Origin of the sequence: Pseudomonas sp. M1, from assembly GCF_022760135.1 — a bacterium.
Taxonomy (GTDB): domain Bacteria; phylum Pseudomonadota; class Gammaproteobacteria; order Pseudomonadales; family Pseudomonadaceae; genus Pseudomonas; species Pseudomonas citronellolis.
Window position 1 is genome coordinate 6,072,047 of sequence record NZ_CP094343.1, and the last position, 25,070, is coordinate 6,097,116.

The 25,070-nt window shown below is 60.4% G+C and carries 14 protein-coding genes, 6 tRNA genes and 3 rRNA genes; 1 reads left to right on the forward strand and 22 read right to left on the reverse strand.

Features of this window, described 5'->3' with window-relative positions; genetic code table 11:
• Positions 1-11: 11 nt before the first annotated feature.
• The 22 genes from rpoC to tyrS form a co-directional block, all read right to left on the reverse strand.
• Positions 12-4,211: a DNA-directed RNA polymerase subunit beta' gene (gene rpoC, locus PM1_RS26985; protein WP_009617128.1), complete on the reverse strand. Its 4,200-nt coding sequence runs from the start codon at positions 4,209-4,211 to the stop codon at positions 12-14.
• A gap of 61 nt (positions 4,212-4,272) precedes the next feature.
• Positions 4,273-8,346 (reverse strand): DNA-directed RNA polymerase subunit beta, encoded by a 4,074-nt coding sequence (gene rpoB, locus PM1_RS26990; RefSeq protein WP_009617126.1) that lies wholly within the window; start codon positions 8,344-8,346, stop codon positions 4,273-4,275.
• Positions 8,347-8,566: 220 nt separating this feature from the next.
• Complete coding sequence (gene rplL / locus PM1_RS26995; protein ID WP_009617125.1) at positions 8,567-8,935, reverse strand: 50S ribosomal protein L7/L12; 369 nt, start codon at positions 8,933-8,935, stop codon at positions 8,567-8,569.
• Between the two features lie 77 nt (positions 8,936-9,012).
• The gene (rplJ, locus tag PM1_RS27000; protein ID WP_009617123.1) at positions 9,013-9,513 is read right to left on the reverse strand and encodes a 50S ribosomal protein L10; all 501 of its coding nucleotides are present in this window, start codon (positions 9,511-9,513) and stop codon (positions 9,013-9,015) included.
• A 204-nt stretch (positions 9,514-9,717) separates the two neighbouring features.
• Positions 9,718-10,413: a 50S ribosomal protein L1 gene (gene rplA / locus PM1_RS27005; protein WP_009617121.1), complete on the reverse strand. Its 696-nt coding sequence runs from the start codon at positions 10,411-10,413 to the stop codon at positions 9,718-9,720.
• Positions 10,413-10,844, reverse strand: coding sequence for a 50S ribosomal protein L11 (rplK, locus tag PM1_RS27010; RefSeq protein WP_009617119.1), 432 nt, complete (start codon positions 10,842-10,844; stop codon positions 10,413-10,415). Before rplK ends, rplA begins: the two co-directional genes overlap by 1 nt.
• 119 nt (positions 10,845-10,963) lie before the next feature.
• Positions 10,964-11,497: a transcription termination/antitermination protein NusG gene (nusG, locus tag PM1_RS27015; RefSeq protein WP_009617117.1), complete on the reverse strand. Its 534-nt coding sequence runs from the start codon at positions 11,495-11,497 to the stop codon at positions 10,964-10,966.
• Between the two features lie 9 nt (positions 11,498-11,506).
• A complete protein-coding gene (gene secE / locus PM1_RS27020; RefSeq protein ID WP_009617115.1) occupies positions 11,507-11,875 on the reverse strand; it encodes a preprotein translocase subunit SecE in 369 nt (122 codons plus the stop codon).
• Positions 11,876-11,921: 46 nt separating this feature from the next.
• Positions 11,922-11,997, reverse strand: a tRNA-Trp gene (locus tag PM1_RS27025).
• A gap of 53 nt (positions 11,998-12,050) precedes the next feature.
• Entirely contained in the window at positions 12,051-13,244 is a 1,194-nt protein-coding gene (gene tuf / locus PM1_RS27030; protein ID WP_009617114.1) for an elongation factor Tu, read from the reverse strand.
• Positions 13,245-13,327: 83 nt separating this feature from the next.
• Positions 13,328-13,403: transfer RNA gene (locus PM1_RS27035), tRNA-Thr, on the reverse strand.
• A gap of 18 nt (positions 13,404-13,421) precedes the next feature.
• A tRNA-Gly gene (locus PM1_RS27040) sits at positions 13,422-13,495 on the reverse strand.
• Positions 13,496-13,520: 25 nt separating this feature from the next.
• Positions 13,521-13,605, reverse strand: a tRNA-Tyr gene (locus tag PM1_RS27045).
• Between the two features lie 140 nt (positions 13,606-13,745).
• Positions 13,746-14,429 carry an SPOR domain-containing protein gene (locus PM1_RS27050; protein ID WP_009617111.1) on the reverse strand — a complete coding sequence of 228 codons (684 nt, stop codon included), beginning with the start codon at positions 14,427-14,429 and terminating at the stop codon, positions 13,746-13,748.
• An 8-nt stretch (positions 14,430-14,437) separates the two neighbouring features.
• The gene (locus tag PM1_RS27055) at positions 14,438-15,187 is read right to left on the reverse strand and encodes a pantothenate kinase (protein ID WP_009617109.1); all 750 of its coding nucleotides are present in this window, start codon (positions 15,185-15,187) and stop codon (positions 14,438-14,440) included.
• A complete protein-coding gene (birA, locus tag PM1_RS27060) occupies positions 15,177-16,121 on the reverse strand; it encodes a bifunctional biotin--[acetyl-CoA-carboxylase] ligase/biotin operon repressor BirA (RefSeq protein ID WP_009617108.1) in 945 nt (314 codons plus the stop codon). The genes PM1_RS27055 and birA overlap by 11 nt, the downstream gene beginning before the upstream one ends.
• Positions 16,122-16,536: 415 nt before the next feature.
• Positions 16,537-16,652 (reverse strand): 5S ribosomal RNA (gene rrf / locus PM1_RS27065).
• Between the two features lie 134 nt (positions 16,653-16,786).
• Positions 16,787-19,676: ribosomal RNA gene (locus tag PM1_RS27070) — 23S ribosomal RNA — on the reverse strand.
• 234 nt (positions 19,677-19,910) lie between these two features.
• Positions 19,911-19,986: transfer RNA gene (locus PM1_RS27075), tRNA-Ala, on the reverse strand.
• A gap of 15 nt (positions 19,987-20,001) precedes the next feature.
• Positions 20,002-20,078, reverse strand: a tRNA-Ile gene (locus PM1_RS27080).
• An 80-nt stretch (positions 20,079-20,158) separates the two neighbouring features.
• Positions 20,159-21,695 (reverse strand): 16S ribosomal RNA (locus tag PM1_RS27085).
• The 16S, 23S and 5S rRNA genes sit together here with 2 tRNA genes alongside, the layout of an rRNA operon.
• Before the next feature lie 533 nt (positions 21,696-22,228).
• On the reverse strand, positions 22,229-23,428 hold the full coding sequence (tyrS, locus tag PM1_RS27090) for a tyrosine--tRNA ligase (protein ID WP_009615676.1): 1,200 nt from the start codon (positions 23,426-23,428) through the stop codon (positions 22,229-22,231).
• A 185-nt stretch (positions 23,429-23,613) separates the two neighbouring features.
• Between tyrS and PM1_RS27095 the strand changes: the two genes are divergently transcribed.
• Positions 23,614-25,068, forward strand: a complete 1,455-nt coding sequence (locus PM1_RS27095) for a peptidoglycan DD-metalloendopeptidase family protein (RefSeq protein WP_009615675.1) — start codon at positions 23,614-23,616, stop codon at positions 25,066-25,068.
• The last annotated feature ends 2 nt before the right edge of the window (positions 25,069-25,070 follow it).

Consider the following 25,070-nt stretch of genomic DNA (forward strand, 5'->3'; position numbering starts at 1 on the left):
TCGCTCAAGGCTTAATTGCCACTCAGGTTGAGCGCTTCGGCCAGTGCTGCTTCGGCTTCGCTGGCGCTCACGCGCTGCGGTTTGCCGAGCTCGCGCTGACGCTTGCGCTCGCTGTGATAGGCAAGGCCGGTACCCGCCGGGATCAGACGACCGACCACCACGTTTTCCTTCAGGCCGCGCAGGAAGTCGCGCTTGCCGGTGACCGCCGCCTCGGTGAGGACGCGGGTGGTCTCCTGGAAGGAAGCCGCGGAGATGAACGACTCGGTCGACAGCGAGGCCTTGGTGATACCCAGCAGGACGCGCTCGTACTTGGCCGGGAACTTGTCCACGGTGGCCAGTACTTCGTTCTCTTCCAGCACCTGGACCAGTTCGACCTGGTCGCCCTTGATGAAGGAGGAGTCGCCCGACTCGGCCACTTCGACCTTGCGCAGCATCTGCCGCAGGATGGTCTCGATGTGCTTGTCGTTGATCTTCACGCCCTGCAGGCGGTACACGTCCTGGATCTCGTTGACGATGTACTTGGCCAGCGAGCTGACGCCCAGCAGACGGAGGATGTCGTGCGGGTTGCTCGGGCCGTCGGAGATGACTTCGCCGCGGTTCACCTGTTCGCCTTCGAACACGTTCAGGTGACGCCACTTCGGAATCAGCTCCTCGTACGGATCGCTACCGTCGTTCGGCGTGATGACCAGGCGGCGCTTGCCCTTGGTTTCCTTGCCGAAGGAGATGGTGCCGCTGATTTCCGCCAGGATCGAAGGCTCTTTCGGACGACGAGCCTCGAACAGGTCGGCAACGCGCGGCAGACCACCGGTGATGTCGCGGGTCTTCGAGGTTTCCTGCGGGATACGTGCAACCACGTCACCCACGCGCACCTTGGCGCCGTCGGTCAGGTTGACCAGGGCGTTGGCGGGCAGGAAGTACTGTGCCGGCACGTCGGTGCCCGGCAGCAGCAGGTCCTTGCCTGCGGCGTCGATCAGCTTCACCGCCGGACGGATGTCCTTGCCGGAAGCCGGACGGTCTTTCGGATCCATCACCTCGATGTTGGTCAGACCGGTGAGTTCGTCGGTCTGGCGCTTGACGGTGATGTTCTCTTCCATGCCGGCGAAGGCAACGGTACCGTCCACTTCGGTGACGATCGGGTGGGTGTGCGGGTCCCACTTGGCGACGATGGCGCCCGGGTCGACCTTGTCACCTTCCTTCACGGAGATCACGGCTCCGTACGGCAGCTTGTAGCGCTCGCGCTCGCGACCGAAGTCGTCGGCCACGGCCAGCTCGCCGGAACGGGAAACCGCCACCAGCGCGCCGTCGGCACGCTCGACGTGCTTCAGGTTGTGCAGGCGGATGGTACCGCCGTTCTTCACCTGGACGTTGTCCACGGCGGAGGTCCGGCTGGCCGCACCACCGATGTGGAAGGTACGCATGGTCAGCTGGGTACCCGGCTCACCGATCGACTGCGCGGCGATGACGCCGACCGCTTCACCGATGTTCACCTGGTGACCACGGGCCAGATCGCGGCCGTAGCACTTGGAGCAGATGCCGTGACGGGTTTCGCAGGTGATCGGCGAACGGACCAGGACTTCGTCGACGCTCATCTGCTCGAGGAAATCGACCCACTTCTCGTCGATCAGGGTACCGGCAGGCACGATGACGTCGTCGCCACCGGGCTTGAACACGTCGCGCGCGACCACACGGCCGAGCACGCGCTCGCCCAGCGGTTCCACCACGTCGCCGCCTTCGATGTGCGGCGACATCAGCAGGCCGTGCTCGGTGCCGCAGTCGATCTCGGTCACTACCAGGTCCTGGGCCACGTCGACCAGGCGACGGGTCAGGTAACCGGAGTTCGCGGTCTTCAGTGCGGTATCCGCCAGGCCTTTACGAGCACCGTGGGTGGAGATGAAGTACTGGAGTACGTTCAGGCCTTCACGGAAGTTCGCGGTGATGGGGGTCTCGATGATCGAGCCGTCCGGCTTGGCCATCAGGCCACGCATACCGGCCAGCTGACGGATCTGGGCCGCGGAACCCCGCGCACCGGAGTCCGCCATCATGTACATGGAGTTGAAGGACTCCTGGTCGACTTCCTTGCCCTCGCGGTCGATGACCTTCTCTTTCGAGAGGTTGGCCATCATCGCCTTGGACACTTCGTCGTTGGCCTTGGACCAGAGGTCGATCACCTTGTTGTACTTCTCGCCCTGGGTTACCAGGCCGGAGGCGTACTGGGTCTCGATCTCCTTCACTTCCTCGGTGGCGGCATTGATGATGCGCGCCTTCTCGTCCGGGATGACGAAGTCGTTCACGCCGATCGAGACGCCGGAGATGGTCGAGTAGGCGAAGCCGGTGTACATCAGTTGGTCGGCGAAGATGACGGTGTCCTTCAGCCCCACCACGCGGTAGCAGTGGTTGATCAGCTTGGAGATCGCCTTCTTCTTCATCGGCTGGTTGACCACGTCGTACGGCAGGCCTGCCGGCACGACCTGGAACAGCAGCGCGCGGCCGACGGTGGAGTCGACGATGCGGGTGTTGGCGGTCAGGCTGCCGTCTTCGTTCTTGATCTTCTCGTTGATCCGTACTTTCACGCGGGCGTGCAGGGACACCTGGCCGCTGCGGTACGCGCGGTCGACTTCCTGCAGGTCGGCGAAGGCCATGCCCTCGCCCTTGGCGTTGATGGCTTCACGGGTCATGTAGTACAGACCCATCACCACGTCCTGCGACGGCACGATGATCGGCTCGCCGTTGGCGGGCGAGAGGATGTTGTTGGTCGACATCATCAGCGCGCGCGCTTCCAGCTGGGCCTCGAGGGTCAGCGGAACGTGGACGGCCATCTGGTCACCGTCGAAGTCGGCGTTGTACGCCGCGCAAACCAGCGGGTGCAGCTGGATGGCCTTGCCTTCGATGAGCACCGGCTCGAACGCCTGGATACCCAGACGGTGCAGGGTCGGCGCACGGTTCAGCAGCACGGGGTGTTCGCGGATGACTTCGGCGAGAACGTCCCAGACCTCGGGCAGTTCGCGCTCGACCATCTTCTTCGCGGCCTTGATGGTGGTGGCCATGCCACGGGCTTCGAGCTTGCCGAAGATGAACGGCTTGAACAGCTCGAGGGCCATCTTCTTCGGCAGGCCGCACTGGTGCAGGCGCAGGGTCGGACCGACGGTGATTACCGAACGACCGGAGTAGTCCACGCGCTTGCCGAGCAGGTTCTGACGGAAGCGACCTTGCTTGCCCTTGATCATGTCGGCCAGGGACTTCAGCGGGCGCTTGTTCGAGCCGGTGATGGCGCGACCGCGGCGGCCGTTGTCCAGCAGGGCGTCGACGGCTTCCTGCAGCATGCGCTTTTCGTTGCGCACGATGATGTCCGGAGCGGCCAGGTCGAGCAGGCGCTTCAGACGGTTGTTACGGTTGATCACCCGGCGGTACAGATCGTTCAGATCCGAAGTCGCGAAGCGGCCGCCATCCAGCGGAACCAGCGGACGCAGGTCCGGCGGCAGCACCGGCAGGACGGTCAGCACCATCCACTCCGGATGGTTGCCGGAGCCCTGGAAGGCCTCCATCAGCTTCAGGCGCTTGGACAGCTTCTTGATCTTGGTTTCCGAGTTGGTCTGCGGAATCTCTTCGCGCAGGCGGCCGATCTCGTGCTCCAGGTCGATCTGGTTGAGCAGCTCGCGAACGGCCTCGGCGCCCATGCGCGCGTCGAAGTCGTCACCGAACTCTTCGAGGGCTTCGAAGTACTGCTCGTCGTTCAGCAGCTGGCCCTTCTCCAGGGTGGTCATGCCCGGGTCGATCACCACGTAGCTCTCGAAATAGAGCACGCGCTCGATGTCACGCAGGGTCATGTCCAGCAGCAGGCCGATACGGGACGGCAGGGACTTCAGGAACCAGATGTGGGCGACCGGCGAGGCCAGCTCGATGTGGCCCATGCGCTCGCGGCGCACCTTGGCCAGGGCGACTTCGACGCCGCACTTCTCGCAGATCACACCGCGGTGCTTCAGGCGCTTGTACTTACCGCACAGGCACTCGTAGTCCTTCACCGGGCCGAAGATCTTGGCGCAGAACAGGCCATCGCGCTCCGGCTTGAAGGTACGGTAGTTGATGGTCTCCGGCTTCTTAACTTCGCCGAACGACCAGGAACGAATCATCTCGGGCGAGGCCAGACCAATACGGATGGCATCGAACTCCTCGATTTGACCCTGGTTTTTCAACAGATTGAGCAAGTCTTTCAAGGCCTTTCCTCCTCACGGACCCGGTGCGGCGGCTAGCCGCCGCACCGTTTATCGTCACGTGTTATTCGGTTTCCAGTTCGATATCGATGCCGAGCGAGCGGATCTCTTTGATCAGCACGTTGAAGGACTCGGGCATGCCGGCCTCCATGCGGTGATCCCCGTCCACGATGTTCTTGTACATCTTGGTACGGCCGTTCACGTCGTCCGACTTCACGGTCAGCATTTCCTGCAGGGTGTAGGCGGCGCCGTAGGCTTCCAGCGCCCAGACCTCCATCTCCCCGAAACGCTGGCCACCGAACTGCGCCTTACCACCCAGCGGCTGCTGGGTGACCAGGCTGTAGGAGCCGGTGGAACGTGCGTGCATCTTGTCATCGACCAGGTGGTTCAGTTTGAGCATGTACATGTAGCCGACGGTGGTCGGACGCTCGAACTGATTGCCGGTGCGGCCGTCGAACAGGCGCATCTGGCCGCTCTCCGGCAGGTCGGCCAGCTTCAGCATGGCCTTGATCTCGCGCTCCTTGGCACCGTCGAACACCGGGGTAGCCATGGGCACGCCGCCCTTGAGGTTGTTGGCCAGAGCGACGATCTCGTTATCGGACAGCTCTTCCAGGTTCTCCTGGCGGCCACCGATCTCGTTGTAGATCTCGTTCAGGAACTGGCGCAGCTCGGCGATCTTGCGCTGCTCTTCGAGCATGCGGTTGATCTTCTCGCCCAGGCCCTTGGCCGCGAGGCCCAGGTGGGTTTCGAGGATCTGACCGACGTTCATCCGCGAGGGTACGCCCAGCGGGTTCAGAACGATGTCCACCGGCGTGCCGTTGGCGTCGTGCGGCATGTCTTCGACCGGCATGATCACCGAGACCACGCCCTTGTTACCGTGGCGGCCGGCCATCTTGTCGCCCGGCTGGATGCGGCGCTTGATGGCGAGGTAGACCTTGACGATCTTCAGCACGCCCGGAGCCAGGTCGTCGCCCTGCTGCAGCTTGCGCTTCTTGTCCTCGAACTTGTCGTCGAGCATCTGACGGCGGTCGCTGAGGTAGGCCTGGGCCTTCTCCAGCTGCTCGTTCAGGGCGTCTTCGGCCATGCGCAGCTTGAACCACTGGCCGCGCTCGAGGCCGTCGAGGTACTCGTCGGTGATCTCGGTGCCTTTCTTCAGCGCCGGGCCGCCATCGGCGACGGCGCCGACCAGGGCGGAGCGCAGACGCTCGAAGGTGGCGCCTTCGACGATGCGGAACTCCTCGTTGAGGTCCTTGCGGATCTCGTCGAGCTGCATCTTCTCGATGGACAGGGCGCGGCTGTCGCGCTCCACGCCGTCGCGGGTGAAGACCTGGACGTCGATCACGGTGCCCTTGGTGCCGGTCGGCACGCGCAGGGAGGTGTCCTTAACGTCGGACGCCTTCTCACCGAAGATCGCGCGCAACAGCTTCTCTTCCGGAGTCAGCTGGGTCTCGCCTTTCGGGGTGACCTTGCCGACCAGGATGTCGCCGGCCTGCACTTCGGCGCCGACGTAGACGATGCCAGCTTCGTCCAGCTTGTTCAGCGCGGCCTCACCCACGTTCGGGATGTCCGCGGTGATTTCTTCTGGGCCGAGCTTGGTGTCACGGGCGACGCAGGTCAGTTCCTGGATGTGGATCGTGGTGAAACGATCTTCCTGGACCACGCGCTCGGACAGGCAGATGGAGTCTTCGAAGTTGAAGCCGTTCCAGGGCATGAACGCGACGCGCATGTTCTGGCCCAGGGCCAGCTCACCCATGTCGGTGGACGGACCGTCGGCGAGGATGTCGCCGCGGGCGATCACGTCACCCTTGCTGACCAGCGGACGCTGGTTGATGCAGGTGTTCTGGTTGGAACGGGTGTACTTGGTCAGGTTGTAGATGTCGACGCCGGCTTCACCGGTCTCGACCTCGTCATCCGCCACGCGCACCACGATACGGCTGGCGTCGACCGAGTCGATCACACCGCCGCGGCGAGCCACGACGCAGACGCCGGAGTCACGGGCGACGTTGCGCTCCATGCCGGTGCCCACCAGCGGCTTGTCGGCGCGCAGGGTCGGAACGGCCTGACGCTGCATGTTCGAACCCATGAGCGCACGGTTGGCGTCGTCGTGCTCGAGGAACGGAATCAGCGAGGCAGCGACGGAAACGACCTGCTTCGGCGATACGTCCATGAGGGTGACGTCTTCCGGCGCCTTCACGGTGAATTCGTTCAGGTGACGTACGGCGACCAGCTCGTCGATCAGGCGGCCCTTGGCGTCCAGGGTCGCGGAGGCCTGGGCGATCACGTGGTCGGCCTCTTCGATGGCGGAGAGGAACACGATCTCGTCGCTGACCAGACCTTCCTTCACCACGCGGTACGGGCTTTCCAGGAAGCCGTACTTGTTGGTGCGGGCATAGGTCGCCAGGGAGTTGATCAGGCCGATGTTCGGACCTTCGGGGGTTTCGATCGGGCACACGCGGCCGTAGTGGGTCGGGTGTACGTCACGAACCTCGAAGCCCGCGCGCTCACGGGTCAGACCGCCCGGGCCGAGTGCGGAGACGCGGCGCTTGTGGGTGATCTCGGAGAGCGGGTTGTTCTGGTCCATGAACTGCGACAGCTGGCTGGAACCGAAGAACTCCTTGATCGCGGCGGCCACCGGCTTGGCGTTGATCAGGTCCTGCGGCATCAGGCCTTCGCTTTCGGCCATGGACAGGCGTTCCTTGACCGCGCGCTCGACGCGCACCAGGCCAACGCGGAACTGGTTCTCGGCCATCTCGCCGACGCAGCGGACGCGACGGTTGCCCAGGTGGTCGATGTCGTCGACGATGCCCTTGCCGTTACGGATGTCGACCAGGGTGCGCAGTACGTCGACGATGTCTTCCTTGCTCAGCACGCCCGGACCTTCGATCTCGCTGCGGCCGATGCGGCGGTTGAACTTCATCCGGCCAACGGCGGACAGGTCGTAGCGCTCGGCGCTGAAGAACAGGTTGCCGAACAGGGTCTCTGCGGCTTCCTTGGTCGGCGGCTCGCCGGGACGCATCATGCGGTAGATCTCGACCAGGGCTTCCAGCTGGTTGCCGGTGGAGTCGATCTTCAGCGTGTCGGAGATGAACGGACCGCAGTCGATGTCGTTGGTGTACAGGGTTTCCAGGCGCACGACCTGGGCCTTGGCGATCTTCGCCAGGACGTCGACGGTCAGCTCGGTGTTGCACTCGGCGATGATCTCGCCGGTAGCCGGGTGCACGACAGCCTTGGCCACGGTACGGCCAATGAGGTAGTCGAAGGGCACTTCCAGCTCGGTGATGCCAGCCTTTTCCAGCTGGTTGATGTGGCGCGCGGTGATACGGCGGCCCGCTTCGACGATGACCTTGCCGGCGGCATCCTTGATGTCGAAGCTGGCGATCTCGCCGCGCAGACGGTGCGGCACCAGCTCCAGACGCAGACCTTCGCCCTTGATGTGGTAGACGTTGGTCGCGTAGAAGGCATCGAGGATCTCCTCGGTGCTATAGCCCAGCGCGCGCAGCAGGACGGACGCCGGCAGCTTGCGGCGACGGTCGATACGGACGAACACGCAGTCCTTCGGATCGAATTCGAAGTCCAGCCAGGAACCGCGGTAAGGAATGATGCGCGCGGAGTACAGCAGCTTGCCGGAGCTGTGGGTCTTGCCACGGTCGTGGTCGAAGAACACACCCGGGGAACGGTGCAGCTGGGAAACGATGACGCGCTCGGTACCGTTGATGATGAAGGTACCGTTCTCGGTCATCAGGGGGATTTCCCCCATGTAGACTTCCTGTTCCTTGATGTCCTTGATCGCTTTGCTCGACGACTCTTTGTCGAAGATGATCAGGCGCACTTTCACCCGCAGCGGGACGGCGAAGGTCACGCCGCGCAGCACGCACTCCTTGACGTCGAAGGCCGGCTCACCCAGGCGATAACCGACGTATTCCAGGGCAGCGTTGCCGGAATAGCTGATAATCGGGAAAACGGACTTGAAGGCCGCATGCAGACCGATGTCGCGGATCTGATCCTTGCTTGCACCTGCCTGCAGGAATTCGCGATAGGAATCCAGCTGGATGGCCAGCAAATACGGCACATCCATGACGTCCGGCAACTTGCTAAAGTCCTTGCGGATACGTTTTTTCTCAGTGTATGAGTAAGCCATCAGCGTTCCCCAGCTTGGTCACCTGCTTGTTTGGCCTCTCCCACGGGAGCAGCCGAAAAATCGTGCAAACCTGGCGTTTGCGCCACCCCTGAGGGTGGGAGTTTTCCGTTATGGGAAGGGGCCTGTGGCACCCCACCCAGAACGGAAAAAGGCCGGTGGCAAAAGCCACCAGCCATCAGCCTGTCGCTTGACGCTCGGGCTGTAGACGCAAGGGGCGAGCTTACTTGAGCTCGACCTTGGCGCCAGCTTCTTCCAGGGCTTTCTTGGCAGCTTCGGCCTCTTCTTTCGAAGCGCCTTCCTTGACCACGCCCGGGGCGCCGTCAACGACAGCCTTGGCTTCTTTCAGGCCCAGGCCGGTCAGTTCACGAACGACCTTGATCACGTTCACTTTCTTGTCGCCGGCTTCGGCCAGGACGATGGTGAACTCGGTCTGCTCTTCGGCAGCGGCAGCGGCAACAGCCGGGCCAGCGGCAACAGCGGCAGCAGCGGTAACGCCGAACTTCTCTTCCATCGCCTTGATCAGTTCAACGATCTGCATGACGGACATTTCGGATACGGCGTTGATGATGTCTTCGTTGGTCAGAGCCATGACTCTAATTCCTGTATTGGGTGACGGCGCTCGCGCCATCGATTAAACAAAAAAGGTTTGAAAGCGTACCGGTTGCCTTAGGCAGCGGCGGCTTCTTTCTGGTCGCGAATAGCCGCCAGAGTACGAGCCAGCTTGCTGGTGGCGCCTTGGATCACGCTCATCAGCTGTGCAACGGCTTCGTTGTAGGTCGGCAGGGTCGCCAGAACGTCGATCTGATTGGCTGCGAGGAATTGCCCCTCGAACGCGGCCGCCTTGATCTCGAACTTGTCCTGACCCTTGGCGAACTCCTTGAAGATACGGGCGGCAGCGCCCGGATGTTCGTTGGAGAAAGCAATCAGGGTCGGGCCCTTGAACGTGTCGTTGAGCACTTCGAACTGAGTGCCTTCAACGGCGCGCTTGAGCAGGGTGTTACGTACGACTTTCACGTACACACCAGCTGCGCGGGCCTCTTTACGGAGTCCGGTCATTGCGCCGACGGTCACGCCACGGGCATCAGCCACGACAGCGGACAGACCGGCTTTGGCAGCCTCGTTGACTTCAGCGACGATGGCCTTCTTGTCTTCGAGTTTAATTGCCACGGGTTTACTCCTGGATGTTACCGTTTCGTCCAGCCGGAGCCGGACGGCGTTTTGGTGTCTGATCCGGTTAACGAATCGGGAGCACCATCTGCGTAGGCTTGTGGTTTAAGGCTTGCGCCGCCTACGGTCTTGGACAGCCCCCGCCAGGCAGGGACCCCAATACCTGCGGGTGATGGGCCAGGCCCACCACCCGACTTTGTCCTATCAGCCTTCCAGGGAAGCCTGATCGATCTGCAGACCCGGGCCCATGGTGGTGCTCAGGGTCACGCGCTGAACGTACACGCCCTTCGAGGAGGCGGGCTTCAGGCGCTTCAGGTCAGCCAGCAGAGCTTCGACGTTCTGCTTCAGCTTGACCGGCTCGAAATCGATCTTGCCAACGGAGGCGTGGATGATGCCGTTCTTGTCGGTACGGAAGCGAACCTGACCAGCCTTGGCGTTCTTCACGGCAGTGGCTACGTCCGGGGTCACGGTACCGACTTTCGGGTTCGGCATCAGGCCGCGCGGGCCGAGAACCTGACCCAGCTGACCGACAACGCGCATCGCGTCCGGGGAGGCGATGACCACGTCGTAGTTCAGGTCGCCGGCCTTCATCTCGGCAGCCAGCTCGTCCATACCGACCTTGTCGGCGCCTGCAGCCAGAGCGGCTTCGGCAGCCGGGCCCTGGGTGAAGACGGCAACGCGGACGCTCTTGCCGGTGCCGTTCGGCAGAACGGTGGCACCACGAACGACCTGGTCGGATTTACGCGGATCGACGCCCAGGTTGATGGCGATGTCCACGGACTCCTTGAACTTGATGGTCGACAGCTCGGCCAGCAGTTTGGCGGCGTCTTCGAAGCCGTATTGCTTGCCGGCTTCGATTTTCTCGGCGATAGCCTTTTGGCGCTTGGTCAGCTTAGCCATTACACACCCTCCACGTTGAGGCCCATGCTACGCGCGGAGCCGGCGATGGTACGCACGGCCGCATCCATGTCAGCTGCGGTCAGATCGGCCTGCTTGGTCTTGGCGATCTCTTCCAGCTGAGCACGGGTAACGGTGCCCACTTTCTGGCTGTTCGGACGGCTGGAGCCGCTGCTAATGCCAGCAGCTTTCTTCAGCAGTACCGAAGCCGGGGTGCTCTTGGTTTCGAAGGTGAAGCTGCGGTCGCTGTAAACGGTGATGATCACCGGAGTCGGCAGACCGGGCTCCATGCCCTGGGTCTTGGCGTTGAACGCCTTGCAGAACTCCATGATGTTCACGCCGTGCTGGCCCAGAGCGGGACCGACCGGCGGCGACGGGTTGGCTTGACCAGCCTTTACCTGCAGCTTGATGTAAGCCTGAATTTTCTTAGCCATGTGCTACTCCAGTTACGGGTTCTAGCGCCACAAGGGCTCCCCGGTTGCTTTCGCGTTTATCCCAAGGACGACAAAACCCCGCAGCCTATGGCTGCGGGGTGTGGGATGCATTGTGCAAGTCAGACTTTCTCGACTTGGCTGAACTCCAGCTCTACCGGGGTAGAGCGACCGAAAATGAGCACTGCGACCTGGATCCGGCTCTTTTCGTAGTTGACCTCTTCAACCACGCCATTGAAGTCCGCGAAGGGACCGTCGATGACGCGAACGGTTTCACCCGGCTCGAAGAGCGTCTTCGGCTTGGGCTTGTCGCCGCTGTCGGCGACACGACGCAGGATGGCCTCGGCCTCCTTGTCGGTGATCGGAGCCGGCTTGTCGGCGGTACCGCCGATGAAGCCCATGACGCGAGGAGTGTCCTTGACCAAGTGCCAGGTACCCTCGTTCATTTCCATCTGGACCAGCACATAGCCGGGGAAGAACTTGCGCTCGCTCTTGCGCTTCTGGCCGTTACGCATTTCCACGACTTCTTCCGTGGGAACCAGAATCTCGCCGAACTCGTCTTCCATGCCGGCCAGCTTGACCCGCTCGATCAGCGAGCGCATGACATGCTTCTCGTAACCCGAGTAGGCATGCACTACGTACCAACGCTTAGCCACGGAACACCCTTAACCTACGATCATGGAAACCAACCAACCCAGCAGGGAGTCGAGCCCCCACAGCAGCAGCGCCATAACCAGCACTACAGCGACCACGATCATGGTGGTCTGAGTCGTTTCTTGGCGAGTCGGCCATACGACCTTGCGAATCTCGGCACGCGCCTCTTTCGCCAGGGTGAAGAAGGCACGACCCTTGACGGTCTGCAGGGCCACGAAGCCAGCTACAGCCGCAAGAACCAGGATACCGAGCACGCGATAGAGGAGCGGTTGAGCGGAGTAATACTGGTTGGCGACGACGCCGACCACGACAACCACTGCGACCAAGAGCCACTTCAAGATGTCAAAACGCGACTCGTTGGCTTCTGCCTTCGCATTCATCTGCTGGGAATCCCGTTGAAGAAATGCCAAATTCCGTCGAGAAATTTGGCAGGCCAGGAGGGAATCGAACCCCCAACCTGCGGTTTTGGAGACCGCCGCTCTGCCAATTGAGCTACTGGCCTAGAACAAAGTCAGGCCGACCATTATGCCAGCCTGAGAGGGAAAGATCAATCGATTATTCGATGATCTTGGCAACCACGCCGGCACCAACGGTACGACCGCCTTCGCGGATAGCGAAGCGCAGGCCGTCTTCCATGGCGATCGGAGCGATCAGGGTGACGGTCATCTTGACGTTGTCACCCGGCATTACCATCTCGACGCCTTCCGGCAGCTCGCAGTTGCCGGTCACGTCGGTGGTACGGAAGTAGAACTGCGGACGGTAGCCCTTGAAGAACGGGGTGTGACGACCGCCTTCTTCCTTGGACAGCACGTACACTTCGCACTCGAACTTGGTGTGCGGCTTGATGGTGCCCGGCTTGGCCAGAACCTGGCCACGCTCTACGTCTTCACGCTTGGTGCCGCGCAGCAGGACGCCGACGTTCTCGCCAGCACGACCTTCGTCGAGCAGCTTGCGGAACATTTCAACGCCGGTGCAGGTGGTCTTGGTGGTCGGACGGATGCCGACGATTTCCACTTCTTCCTGGACCTTGACGATACCGCGCTCGACACGACCGGTTACCACGGTGCCGCGGCCGGAGATCGAGAACACGTCTTCGATCGGCATCAGGAACGGCTGGTCGATGGCACGAACCGGCTCGGGGATGTAGGAGTCCAGGGTTTCTACCAGCTTGCGCACGGCGGAAACGCCCATCTCGTTGTCGTCCTGGCCGTTCAGAGCCATCAGAGCGGAACCGATCACGATCGGAGTGTCGTCGCCCGGGAAGTCGTAGGTGTTCAGCAGGTCGCGAACTTCCATCTCGACCAGTTCCAGCAGCTCGGCGTCGTCAACCATGTCGGCCTTGTTCAGGAACACGACGATGTAGGGAACGCCTACCTGACGGGACAGCAGGATGTGCTCGCGGGTCTGCGGCATGGGGCCGTCGGCAGCCGAGCAAACCAGGATCGCGCCGTCCATCTGGGCAGCACCGGTGATCATGTTCTTCACGTAGTCGGCGTGGCCCGGGCAGTCTACGTGAGCGTAGTGGCGTACCGGCGAGTCGTATTCGACGTGCGAAGTGTTGATGGTGATACCACGGGCTTTCTCTTCCGGCGCGTTGTCGATCTGGTCGAAGGCGCGAGCGGAGCCACCCCAGGTCTCGGAGCAGACCTTGGTCAGAGCAGCGGTCAGAGTGGTCTTACCGTGGTCGACGTGGCCGATGGTGCCAACGTTGACGTGCGGTTTGTTACGTTCAAACTTCTCTTTAGCCATTTTGACCGTCTCCCACTAGGAATTGAGAAAGCCGTATCACCGATAAAACAAAGGCAGATACTTTCATATCTGCCTTTGTTAAGTGGAGCTCATGAGCGGATTTGAACCGCTGACCTCACCCTTACCAAGGGTGTGCTCTACCAGCTGAGCTACATGAGCAAACATAAGCAGCAAGTCTGGAGCGGGTAGCGGGAATCGAACCCGCATCATCAGCTTGGAAGGCTGAGGTTCTACCACTGAACTATACCCGCGGAGCCTGACGCTCACGCTTGAAACTGGTGGAGGGGGAAGGATTCGAACCTTCGAAGTCTGAGACGTCAGATTTACAGTCTGATCCCTTTGGCCGCTCGGGAACCCCTCCGAGTGAGGCGGCATTCTACAGTCTGCCACCGCGTTGTCAACAGTTTTTTCTTTAAAAACTTGAGCTTAGCTCTTCGACAACGACTTCGTGAAATTCCCCTTTCAGGTCCCCCCTACGAAGCGGGCGCCATTCTATGCAAACTATTCGGCGGTTGCAACGCTTTTGCATGGCATTGTTTGCCTTTGCAATTCCGGGAAGTCCACGAGCAGTTGGCGCAGCAGGCTATCGTCCGCCAGGCGCCGGCTCTCGGGAGCGATCTGCACCCAGAAATCATGACGATTGCGCCCCAGCTCCCGCACCAGGGCATCGTACCCGGCGGTCTTCAGGCGCTCGACGACCGCGTTGGCCGAATCCTCGTTCTGGAAGATCCCCAGGGAAATGCCATCGGCGAGGTCGCCCTCGGTGATGATGTAGCTGTCGATCTTGCGCGCCTGCAGCTCACGCAGTTGCCAGAGCGAAGCCTGGCGCGAGGCCAACGGCGGCAGGTAGACCCAGTAGTCGGTTCCGGCGGCGGCGTCGATCTTCTGCCGGCTCACATGCACGTCGAGACTGGTGAGGCGCTGCTCGAGCGCCTTGGCCCGGTTCTCGTCGGAGAAGGGACCGAAATAGAGGCATGCGCTCTCCTGCGTCGGCGGCGCCCCGGCCATCTCCGACTGACGCCGCTGCGCGGACTCCGGCGACTCGCTGAGCAGGCGAATGTTCTTCTGCTCGCCGCGGTACAGGCTCAGAGGCGCGATTTCTTTCGCCCGCAAGGGCGTCTGCTGCTGATGCCAGATGAAGTAGAAGGCGTTCAGCACCAGGAGGAACAGAAAGAACCAACGCATGAGGGGTATTACTCCAGCGGGCAGGCGATGGCCAGGCCGGTAAAGACCAGGTCGGGAAGGATTCGCGCCTGGGGCAGCTCATCCCTGACCAGCTCGGCATCTCCGCCGGTGAGGAACACGGCGCAGTCGCCGCCGAGCAGCTCGCAGGCCAACTGATATTGCTCGCGCACGAAACCGCGCAGCATCAACAGGCAGCCCCGCTCCACCGCTTCCGCGGTCTCGCGCCCCGGCGAGAGCCCCTGCAAGGCTTCGCGAGCCGCCGCGTCGTCGTAACGGATACGCCGGGTATGGGTGCGCAGTTGGCTGCGCATCAACGGCATGCCCGGGCAGATATAGCCCCCCAGGTGCTGCCCGGCGGCGTCCACCAGGTCGGAGGTCACCGCGGTGCCCAGGTCGAGCACCAGGCACGCACCACCCGCCAGCTTGTAGCCAGCCACCAGAGCCACCCAGCGATCCAGGCCGAGGCGCTGGTAGTCGCGATAGCCATTGCGGACACCGGCCAGGACCTCGGCCGGCTGCGCGATGCTCGCGCCTATGCCGAAAGCCTCGCTCAACGCCTGCACGAGCGACGCCGTTTCCTGTTCGCTGCGCACGCTGACCAGACGGCAATGACGAAGCGCGAGCCCCTCGCAGCCGCGCAGCCGCTCGAGCAGCGCAGCATCGGAATCCGCGACGCCGGAGGCAACGGTCGCCAACCCGGCGGAGCGGATCACCCGCCATTTGATCAGGCTATTGCCACAGTCCAGTTCAAGAATCATCAGACAACCTCAGACTCAACTCGCCCCCGCTGAAGCGGCTTTCCACGCCATCGACCTCGAGGCGCAACGCCCCCTGCTCGTCGATCCCCAAGGCGCGGCCGACGATGTGCTTGGCAGCGGTCGAAAGCACGACTTCGCGCCCCTGCCACAGGTGGAAGGACTCCCACTCCCGCTGGCTGGCCGCAAAGCCCTGCTCGCGATGACGGGCCAGGTGCCACTCCAATTCCCGGCTCAGCACGGCGAGCAGTTCGTTGCGATCCACCGGGCGCCCCGCGGCTTCGCGCAAGGACGTCCAGGGCTGGTCGATGCCTTCCGCGGCACGCATGTTCACATTGATGCCTATGCCGATGGCCACGCTGCACAGGTCTGCAGGGTCGCCGGTCAACTCCAGGAGAATGCCGGCCAGCTTCTTGCCATCGAGCAGAATGTCGTTCGGCCACTTCAGGCCGACACCGGCGATGCCGAGCGACTGGATGGCGCGCACCACGGCAAGGCCGACGACCAGGCTCAGCCCTTCCAGCTCCTTGGGCCCTCCCCTCACGGAGATGCCCAGGGTGCAATAAAGGTTGGCGCCGAACGGACTCACCCAGGCGCGCCCACGCCGCCCCCTTCCCGCCGTCTGCCGCTCGGCCACCGCGGCGAAGGGCGTGGCGGCGCCGGCATCCAGGCGGCGCATGACTTCGGCATTGGTCGAATCGACCGAGAACAGCACGTCCAGAGGCCAGGGCGCCCGGACCTGTTGCGGATCGATGGCCACCAGCGGCTCGGCCAGGCGATAGCCACGGCCGCGCACGGATTGCACCTCCAGCCCGAACTCGCTCTCCAGGCCCTGCAGGCGTTTCCAGACGGCACTACGGCTGACACCCAGCGCCGCCCCCAGCTCCTCGCCGGAATGGAATCGTCCATCGCCCAGTAGTTTCAGCAATGTCTGCATATCGCGTCCCGCCACAATAAGGCACGCATGATATAGAGGCGCTTTCCGCTTGCCTATGCACTAGCGGAGGGCGGAATGACAGGAGATGCCTTTGTAGCCCGCGATTCGCGCGCAGGGCGCGCTCCTACAGGGGGAATGGCGCAGGTGGTGCGGCGTAGCGGATCTCATCCGCGAATCGCGCCGGGACCGCCGGCAATCGAGGACAAGGTCCGCTCCTACGGGTGCAGGACGTACCCTCGTAGGATGGCGTTGAGCGAAGCGATACCCATCGCCATGGCGATGCCCCACCTGTAGGAGCGCGCCCTGCGCGCGAATCGCGGGCAGGGCCCGCTCCTACAGGGAGATGTTCCGGCTTTTCCGCGCGCAAAAGCAAAACCCCCGACCAGCCAGGCTGATCAGGGGTTTTGGGATAGGTGCTTGACGATGACCTACTCTCACATGGGGAAACCCCACACTACCATCGGCGATGCGTCGTTTCACTGCTGAGTTCGGGATGGGATCAGGTGGTTCCAACGCTCTATGGTCGTCAAGCAATTCTTTCGGATGCTCGTGGCTTACGCTCACGCTCATCCCGATTCGGGTATGTGACAGGTCTTCTTTGCGGTTCACACGAACTTTCGGTTCGTCGACTTCACCGTCTAACACACAAATTGTTTGGGTGTTATATGGTCAAGCCTCACGGGCAATTAGTATCGGTTAGCTCAACGCCTCACAGCGCTTACACACCCGACCTATCAACGTCGTAGTCTTCGACGGCCCTTCAGGGGAATCAAGTTCCCAGTGAGATCTCATCTTGAGGCTAGTTTCCCGCTTAGATGCTTTCAGCGGTTATCTATTCCGAACATAGCTACCCGGCAGTGCCACTGGCGTGACAACCGGAACACCAGAGGTTCGTCCACTCCGGTCCTCTCGTACTAGGAGCAGCCCCTCTCAAATCTCAAACGTCCACGGCAGATAGGGACCGAACTGTCTCACGACGTTCTAAACCCAGCTCGCGTACCACTTTAAATGGCGAACAGCCATACCCTTGGGACCGGCTTCAGCCCCAGGATGTGATGAGCCGACATCGAGGTGCCAAACACCGCCGTCGATATGAACTCTTGGGCGGTATCAGCCTGTTATCCCCGGAGTACCTTTTATCCGTTGAGCGATGGCCCTTCCATACAGAACCACCGGATCACTAAGACCTACTTTCGTACCTGCTCGACGTGTCTGTCTCGCAGTCAAGCGCGCTTTTGCCTTTATACTCTGCGACCGATTTCCGACCGGTCTGAGCGCACCTTCGTACTCCTCCGTTACTCTTTAGGAGGAGACCGCCCCAGTCAAACTGCCCACCATACACTGTCCTCGATCCGGATCACGGACCAGAGTTAGAACCTCAAGCATGCCAGGGTGGTATTTCAAGGTTGGCTCCACGCGAACTGGCGTCCACGCTTCAAAGCCTCCCACCTATCCTACACAAGCAGGCTCAAAGTCCAGTGCAAAGCTACAGTAAAGGTTCACGGGGTCTTTCCGTCTAGCCGCGGATACACTGCATCTTCACAGCGATTTCAATTTCACTGAGTCTCGGGTGGAGACAGCGCCGCCATCGTTACGCCATTCGTGCAGGTCGGAACTTACCCGACAAGGAATTTCGCTACCTTAGGACCGTTATAGTTACGGCCGCCGTTTACCGGGGCTTCGATCAAGAGCTTCGCTTTCGCTAACCCCATCAATTAACCTTCCGGCACCGGGCAGGCGTCACACCCTATACGTCCACTTTCGTGTTTGCAGAGTGCTGTGTTTTTAATAAACAGTCGCAGCGGCCTGGTATCTTCGACCGGCGTGGGCTTACGCAGTAAATACTTCACCCTCACCGGCGCACCTTCTCCCGAAGTTACGGTGCCATTTTGCCTAGTTCCTTCACCCGAGTTCTCTCAAGCGCCTTGGTATTCTCTACCCGACCACCTGTGTCGGTTTCGGGTACGGTTCCTAGTTACCTGAAGCTTAGAAGCTTTTCCTGGAAGCATGGCATCAACCACTTCGCTCTCTAAAAGAAAGCTCGTCATCAGCTCTCGGCCTTGAACACCCGGATTTGCCTAAGTGCCCAGCCTACAACCTTAAACTTGGACAACCAACGCCAAGCTGGCCTAGCCTTCTCCGTCCCTCCATCGCAGTAACTAGAAGTACAGGAATATTAACCTGTTTCCCATCGACTACGCATTTCTGCCTCGCCTTAGGGGCCGACTAACCCTGCGTCGATTAACGTTGCGCAGGAACCCTTGGTCTTTCGGCGTGGGAGTTTTTCACTCCCATTGTCGTTACTCATGTCAGCATTCGCACTTCTGATACCTCCAGCAAGCTTCTCAACTCACCTTCACAGGCTTACAGAACGCTCCTCTACCGCGCATCTTGCGATGCACCCGTAGCTTCGGTGTGTGGTTTGAGCCCCGTTACATCTTCCGCGCAGGCCGACTCGACTAGTGAGCTATTACGCTTTCTTTAAAGGGTGGCTGCTTCTAAGCCAACCTCCTAGCTGTCTAAGCCTTCCCACATCGTTTACCACTTAACCACAACTTTGGGACCTTAGCTGACGGTCTGGGTTGTTTCCCTTTTCACGACGGACGTTAGCACCCGCCGTGTGTCTCCCACGCTGACACTTCCAGGTATTCGGAGTTTGCATCGGTTTGGTAAGTCGGGATGACCCCCTAGCCGAAACAGTGCTCTACCCCCTGGAGTGATACGTGAGGCGCTACCTAAATAGCTTTCGAGGAGAACCAGCTATCTCCGAGCTTGATTAGCCTTTCACTCCGATCCACAAGTCATCCCCTACCTTTTCAACGGGAGTGGGTTCGGTCCTCCAGTCAGTGTTACCTAACCTTCAACCTGCTCATGGATAGATCGCCCGGTTTCGGGTCTATACCCAGCGACTAAACGCCCTATTAAGACTCGCTTTCGCTACGCCTCCCCTATTCGGTTAAGCTCGCCACTGAATATAAGTCGCTGACCCATTATACAAAAGGTACGCAGTCACCCAACAAGTGGGCTCCCACTGCTTGTACGCATACGGTTTCAGGTTCTATTTCACTCCCCTCTCCGGGGTTCTTTTCGCCTTTCCCTCACGGTACTGGTTCACTATCGGTCAGTCAGTAGTATTTAGCCTTGGAGGATGGTCCCCCCATGTTCAGACAACGTTTCACGTGCGCCGTCCTACTCGATTTCACTTCCTAGAACCTTTCACATACGGGGCTATCACCCACTATGGCCGCACTTTCCAGAGCGTTCTGTTAGATTCTAAGAAGCTTAAGGGCTAGTCCCCGTTCGCTCGCCACTACTAAGGGAATCTCGGTTGATTTCTGTTCCTCAGGGTACTTAGATGTTTCAGTTCCCCTGGTTCGCCTCACACACCTATGGATTCAGTGTGTGATAACCAGCTTATGCTGGCTGGGTTTCCCCATTCAGAGATCTCCGGATCAAAGTCTGTTTGCCGACTCCCCGAAGCTTATCGCAGGCTACCACGTCTTTCATCGCCTCTGACTGCCAAGGCATCCACCGTATGCGCTTCTTCACTTGACCATATAACCCCAAGCAATCTGGTCATACGTCTCGAACGTGAAGACGACATTCGCCGAAAATTCGCGCTTGAACTCGCAAATTTTACCTTGACTTGAACAATCCCCAGTGAAAGAGATCATTCAGTCTACTTCTATCACATACCCAAATTTTTAAAGAACGGTTCCGGTACAAAGACCAGACAGCAAGGTTCGTTCTATCGAACATTCCTGTCTGAGCTTTACGACGATTTGGAGATGGTGGAGCCAAGGAGGATCGAACTCCTGACCTCCTGCGTGCAAAGCAGGCGCTCTCCCAGCTGAGCTATGGCCCCCTAATTTCCAACGATTGGTGGGTCTGGGCAGATTCGAACTGCCGACCTCACCCTTATCAGGGGTGCGCTCTAACCGACTGAGCTACAGACCCATATAGGGTTGCCTAACCGTCGCTTACCAGTGAATCAAGCAATTCGTGTGGGAGCTTATGAGAAAGCCGGGATCTTCGATTAAGGAGGTGATCCAGCCGCAGGTTCCCCTACGGCTACCTTGTTACGACTTCACCCCAGTCATGAATCACTCCGTGGTAACCGTCCCCCTTGCGGTTAGACTAGCTACTTCTGGAGCAACCCACTCCCATGGTGTGACGGGCGGTGTGTACAAGGCCCGGGAACGTATTCACCGTGACATTCTGATTCACGATTACTAGCGATTCCGACTTCACGCAGTCGAGTTGCAGACTGCGATCCGGACTACGATCGGTTTTCTGGGATTAGCTCCACCTCGCGGCTTGGCAACCCTCTGTACCGACCATTGTAGCACGTGTGTAGCCCTGGCCGTAAGGGCCATGATGACTTGACGTCATCCCCACCTTCCTCCGGTTTGTCACCGGCAGTCTCCTTAGAGTGCCCACCTTAACGTGCTGGTAACTAAGGACAAGGGTTGCGCTCGTTACGGGACTTAACCCAACATCTCACGACACGAGCTGACGACAGCCATGCAGCACCTGTGTTCCGATTCCCGAAGGCACTCCCGCATCTCTGCAGGATTCCGGACATGTCAAGGCCAGGTAAGGTTCTTCGCGTTGCTTCGAATTAAACCACATGCTCCACCGCTTGTGCGGGCCCCCGTCAATTCATTTGAGTTTTAACCTTGCGGCCGTACTCCCCAGGCGGTCGACTTATCGCGTTAGCTGCGCCACTAAGATCTCAAGGATCCCAACGGCTAGTCGACATCGTTTACGGCGTGGACTACCAGGGTATCTAATCCTGTTTGCTCCCCACGCTTTCGCACCTCAGTGTCAGTATCAGTCCAGGTGGTCGCCTTCGCCACTGGTGTTCCTTCCTATATCTACGCATTTCACCGCTACACAGGAAATTCCACCACCCTCTACCGTACTCTAGTCAGGCAGTTATGGATGCAGTTCCCAGGTTGAGCCCGGGGATTTCACATCCATCTTACCAAACCACCTACGCGCGCTTTACGCCCAGTAATTCCGATTAACGCTTGCACCCTTCGTATTACCGCGGCTGCTGGCACGAAGTTAGCCGGTGCTTATTCTGTTGGTAACGTCAAAACAGCAAGGTATTAACTTACTGCCCTTCCTCCCAACTTAAAGTGCTTTACAATCCGAAGACCTTCTTCACACACGCGGCATGGCTGGATCAGGCTTTCGCCCATTGTCCAATATTCCCCACTGCTGCCTCCCGTAGGAGTCTGGACCGTGTCTCAGTTCCAGTGTGACTGATCATCCTCTCAGACCAGTTACGGATCGTCGCCTAGGTGAGCCATTACCCCACCTACTAGCTAATCCGACCTAGGCTCATCTGATAGCGTGAGGTCCGAAGATCCCCCACTTTCTCCCGTAGGACGTATGCGGTATTAGCGCTCCTTTCGGAACGTTGTCCCCCACTACCAGGCAGATTCCTAGGCATTACTCACCCGTCCGCCGCTGAATCCGGGAGCAAGCTCCCTTCATCCGCTCGACTTGCATGTGTTAGGCCTGCCGCCAGCGTTCAATCTGAGCCATGATCAAACTCTTCAGTTCAATACTGATCGGGTTTTGAGAAAACCCTAAACTTGGCTCAGCAATCGCAAAAAACTCTCGAATTCACGAGTGTTACTTGTGATGCTGATAATCTTGCGATCACCAGTCTTAACCCACAAGCACCCACACGAATTGCTTGATTCAACTTGTTAAAGAGCAGTTGGTTAAGGCTTTCGTCTCAACCGAGGTCGCGCATTTTACGCCAACCTCTTATTTCGTCAAGCGTTATTTTCAGAATTTTTCGTTCCTACTCAACCGCTTGCGCTGTCGATCGGCCGGAGCTTCTCGTCAGCGGGAGGCGCATTCTACAGCGATCAGAATCACTGTCAAGCACCTCGGCGATCTTCCTTTTGGCTCGCTGCCGGAGCAGCCGTCGAACCCAAAGGCGACAAGTGAATCACCTGCCCGATCACCACTCTCAACTTCGAACCTGCTTAAGTGCTTGATTTTCAAGCTCTTTCAGCGCTTCGTCGCTGGGAGTGGTGCGCATTATAGGGAGTTAAAACCCCCCGTCAATACTTTTCTGAAAGTTTTCACTCGGCCAGCAAAGTGACCTTCGCGAACGCCTTCTTGCCGGCCTGCACTACATGAGTAGCACCGACCTTGAAGACGAAGCTGCGATCCACGGCATGACCGTCGACGCGCACGCCGCCAGCACCCAGCAGGTCGCGAGCCACGGCGGAGTTCTTCACCAGGCCGGCGCGGTTCAGCACGGCGCCGATGGGCAGGTCCTCGGTGGCGGCCACTTCCACTTCCGGAATGTCTTCCGGCAGCTCGCCTTCCTTCAGGCGATTGCCTGCGGACTTGTGGGCATTGGCAGCGGCTTCTTCGCCATGGAAGCGGGCGACGATCTCTTCCGCCAGTTTGATCTTGACGTCGCGAGGGTTGGCACCGGCCTCGACATCCTTGCGCAGGGCATCGATCTCATCCATCGAGCGGAAGCTGAGCAGCTCGAAGTAACGCCACATCAGAGTGTCCGGAATGGAAACGAGCTTGCTGTACATGACGCCCGGCGCTTCCTGGATACCAATGTAGTTGCCCAGGGACTTGGACATCTTCTTCACGCCGTCCAGACCTTCCAGCAGCGGCATGGTCAGGATGCACTGCGGCTCCTGGTCGTAGGCGCGCTGCAGCTCGCGCCCCATGAGCAGGTTGAACTTCTGGTCGGTGCCGCCCAGCTCCACGTCGGCGCGCAGCGCCACCGAGTCGTAGCCCTGCACCAGCGGATAGAGGAACTCGTGGATGGCGATGGACTGGTTGCTGGCATAGCGTTTGCTGAAGTCATCGCGCTCGAGCATGCGGGCGACGGTGTACTGGGAGGCGAGACGAATGAAATCGGCCGGAGTCAGCTTGTCCATCCAGGTGGAGTTGAATGCCACCTCGGTCTTGGCCGGGTCGAGGATCTTGAAGACCTGGGACTTGTACGTCTCGGCGTTCTCCAGCACCTGCTCGCGGGTCAGCGGCGGACGGGTGGCGCTCTTGCCGCTGGGGTCGCCGATCATCCCGGTGAAGTCTCCGATGAGGAAGATCACCTGATGGCCGAGGTCCTGGAACTGGCGCAGCTTATTAATGAGGACGGTATGCCCGAGGTGCAGGTCCGGCGCGGTCGGGTCGAAGCCCGCCTTGATCCGCAGTGGCTGGCCACGCTTGAGCTTTTCGACCAGCTCGGCTTCCACCAGGAGTTCATCCGCACCACGCTTGATCAGCGCCAGCTGCTCTTCGACCGACTTCATCACAGTTCCCGTTCCGTTTTTCCGGCAATCAAAAGGGAACCAACCATACAAGATCGGACACTAAAAACAAGTTTTGCCCGGCGTACGGGGAAATGGCGTCAAACCCTGGGCGATAGACTTGCTTCGAGGGGAATTTGGTTATATTTTAGGCAGTTATTTCACATTCCAAAAACACCACTCATGCCATGACGCAATCGAATCAGAAAGCGCCCTACTATCCGAAGAGCCATCTGCTGGCCGCAAGCGGTGTAGCAGCGCTCCTCAGCCTGGCTCTGCTGGTGTTCCCCTCGAGTGAAGTCGAGGCGAAGAAGACCACGCTCAATCTGGAGCTGGACGGCGGTTCCGACCGCATCATTCAGGAAAAGGACGACCTGCGAAGCCCGCAGGTCACCGAGAACAGCGATTCTCCCTTCGCACGGATCGAAGGGCAGAACGACGACAACCGCGCCGGAAAAGACGCGGAAGAAGAAAAGAAAGCACTCAAGGCCTCCAACGATACCCAGCCCGCCACGCCCGCCGAACCGGCCTGGAAGCGCGTGACCGTGGGCAAGGGCGACACCCTTTCCACCGTCTTCGCCAAGGCTGGCCTGCCGGCCGGCCTGGTGCACGACGTGCTGGCCAGCAGCAAGGACGCCAAGCAGTTCACCCGCCTGGACGTCGGCCACGAAGTCGAGTTCCTGATCAGCCCGCAAGGCGAGCTGCAGAGCCTGCGCATCAAGCAGAGCGACCTGGAGACCATCAGCCTGAACAAGTCCGCCAAGGGCTATGCGTTCAAGCGCGACCTGGTCAAGCCGGACGTGCACACCGCCTACGCCCATGGCCGCATCGACAGCTCGCTGTTCACCGCGGGCAAGGAAGCCGGCCTGTCCCATGACCTGATCATGGCCCTGGCGAACATCTTCGGCTACGACATCGACTTCGCCCTCGACCTGCGCGAAGGCGACCAGTTCGACGTGATCTACGAGAAGAAGGTGGTCAACGGCCGCCAGGTGGACACCGGCAACATCCTCGCCGCCCGCTTCATCAACCGCGGCAAGGAATACACCGCGGTGCGCTTCACCAACAAGGCCGGCAACACCAGCTACTACCGCGCCGACGGCACCAGCATGCGCAAGGCGTTCATCCGCACCCCGGTGGACTTCGCCCGCATCAGCTCGCGCTTCTCCATGGGCCGCCTGCACCCGATCCTGAACAAGATCCGCGCGCACAAGGGCGTCGACTACGCCGCGCCCATCGGCACGCCGATCAAGGCCACCGGCGACGGCAAGGTGATCGAGGCCGGGCGCAAGGGCGGCTACGGCAACGCGGTGGTCATCCAGCACGGCTCGACCTACCAGACCGTCTACGGCCACATGAGCCGCTTCGCCAAGGGCATCCGCAGCGGCGTCGCGGTCAAGCAGGGGCAGATCATCGGCTACGTCGGCATGACCGGCCTGGCCACCGGCCCGCACCTGCACTACGAGTTCCATATCAACGGCAAGTACGTCGACCCGCTGAGCGCCAAGCTGCCGATGGCCGACCCGCTGGCCGGCCCGGACCGCAAGCGCTTCCTGGCCCAGACCCAGCCGCTGATGGCGCGCATGGACCAGGAGAAGCCCACCTCCCTGGCCATGAACAAGCAGCAAGAGCAGCAGCGCTGAAC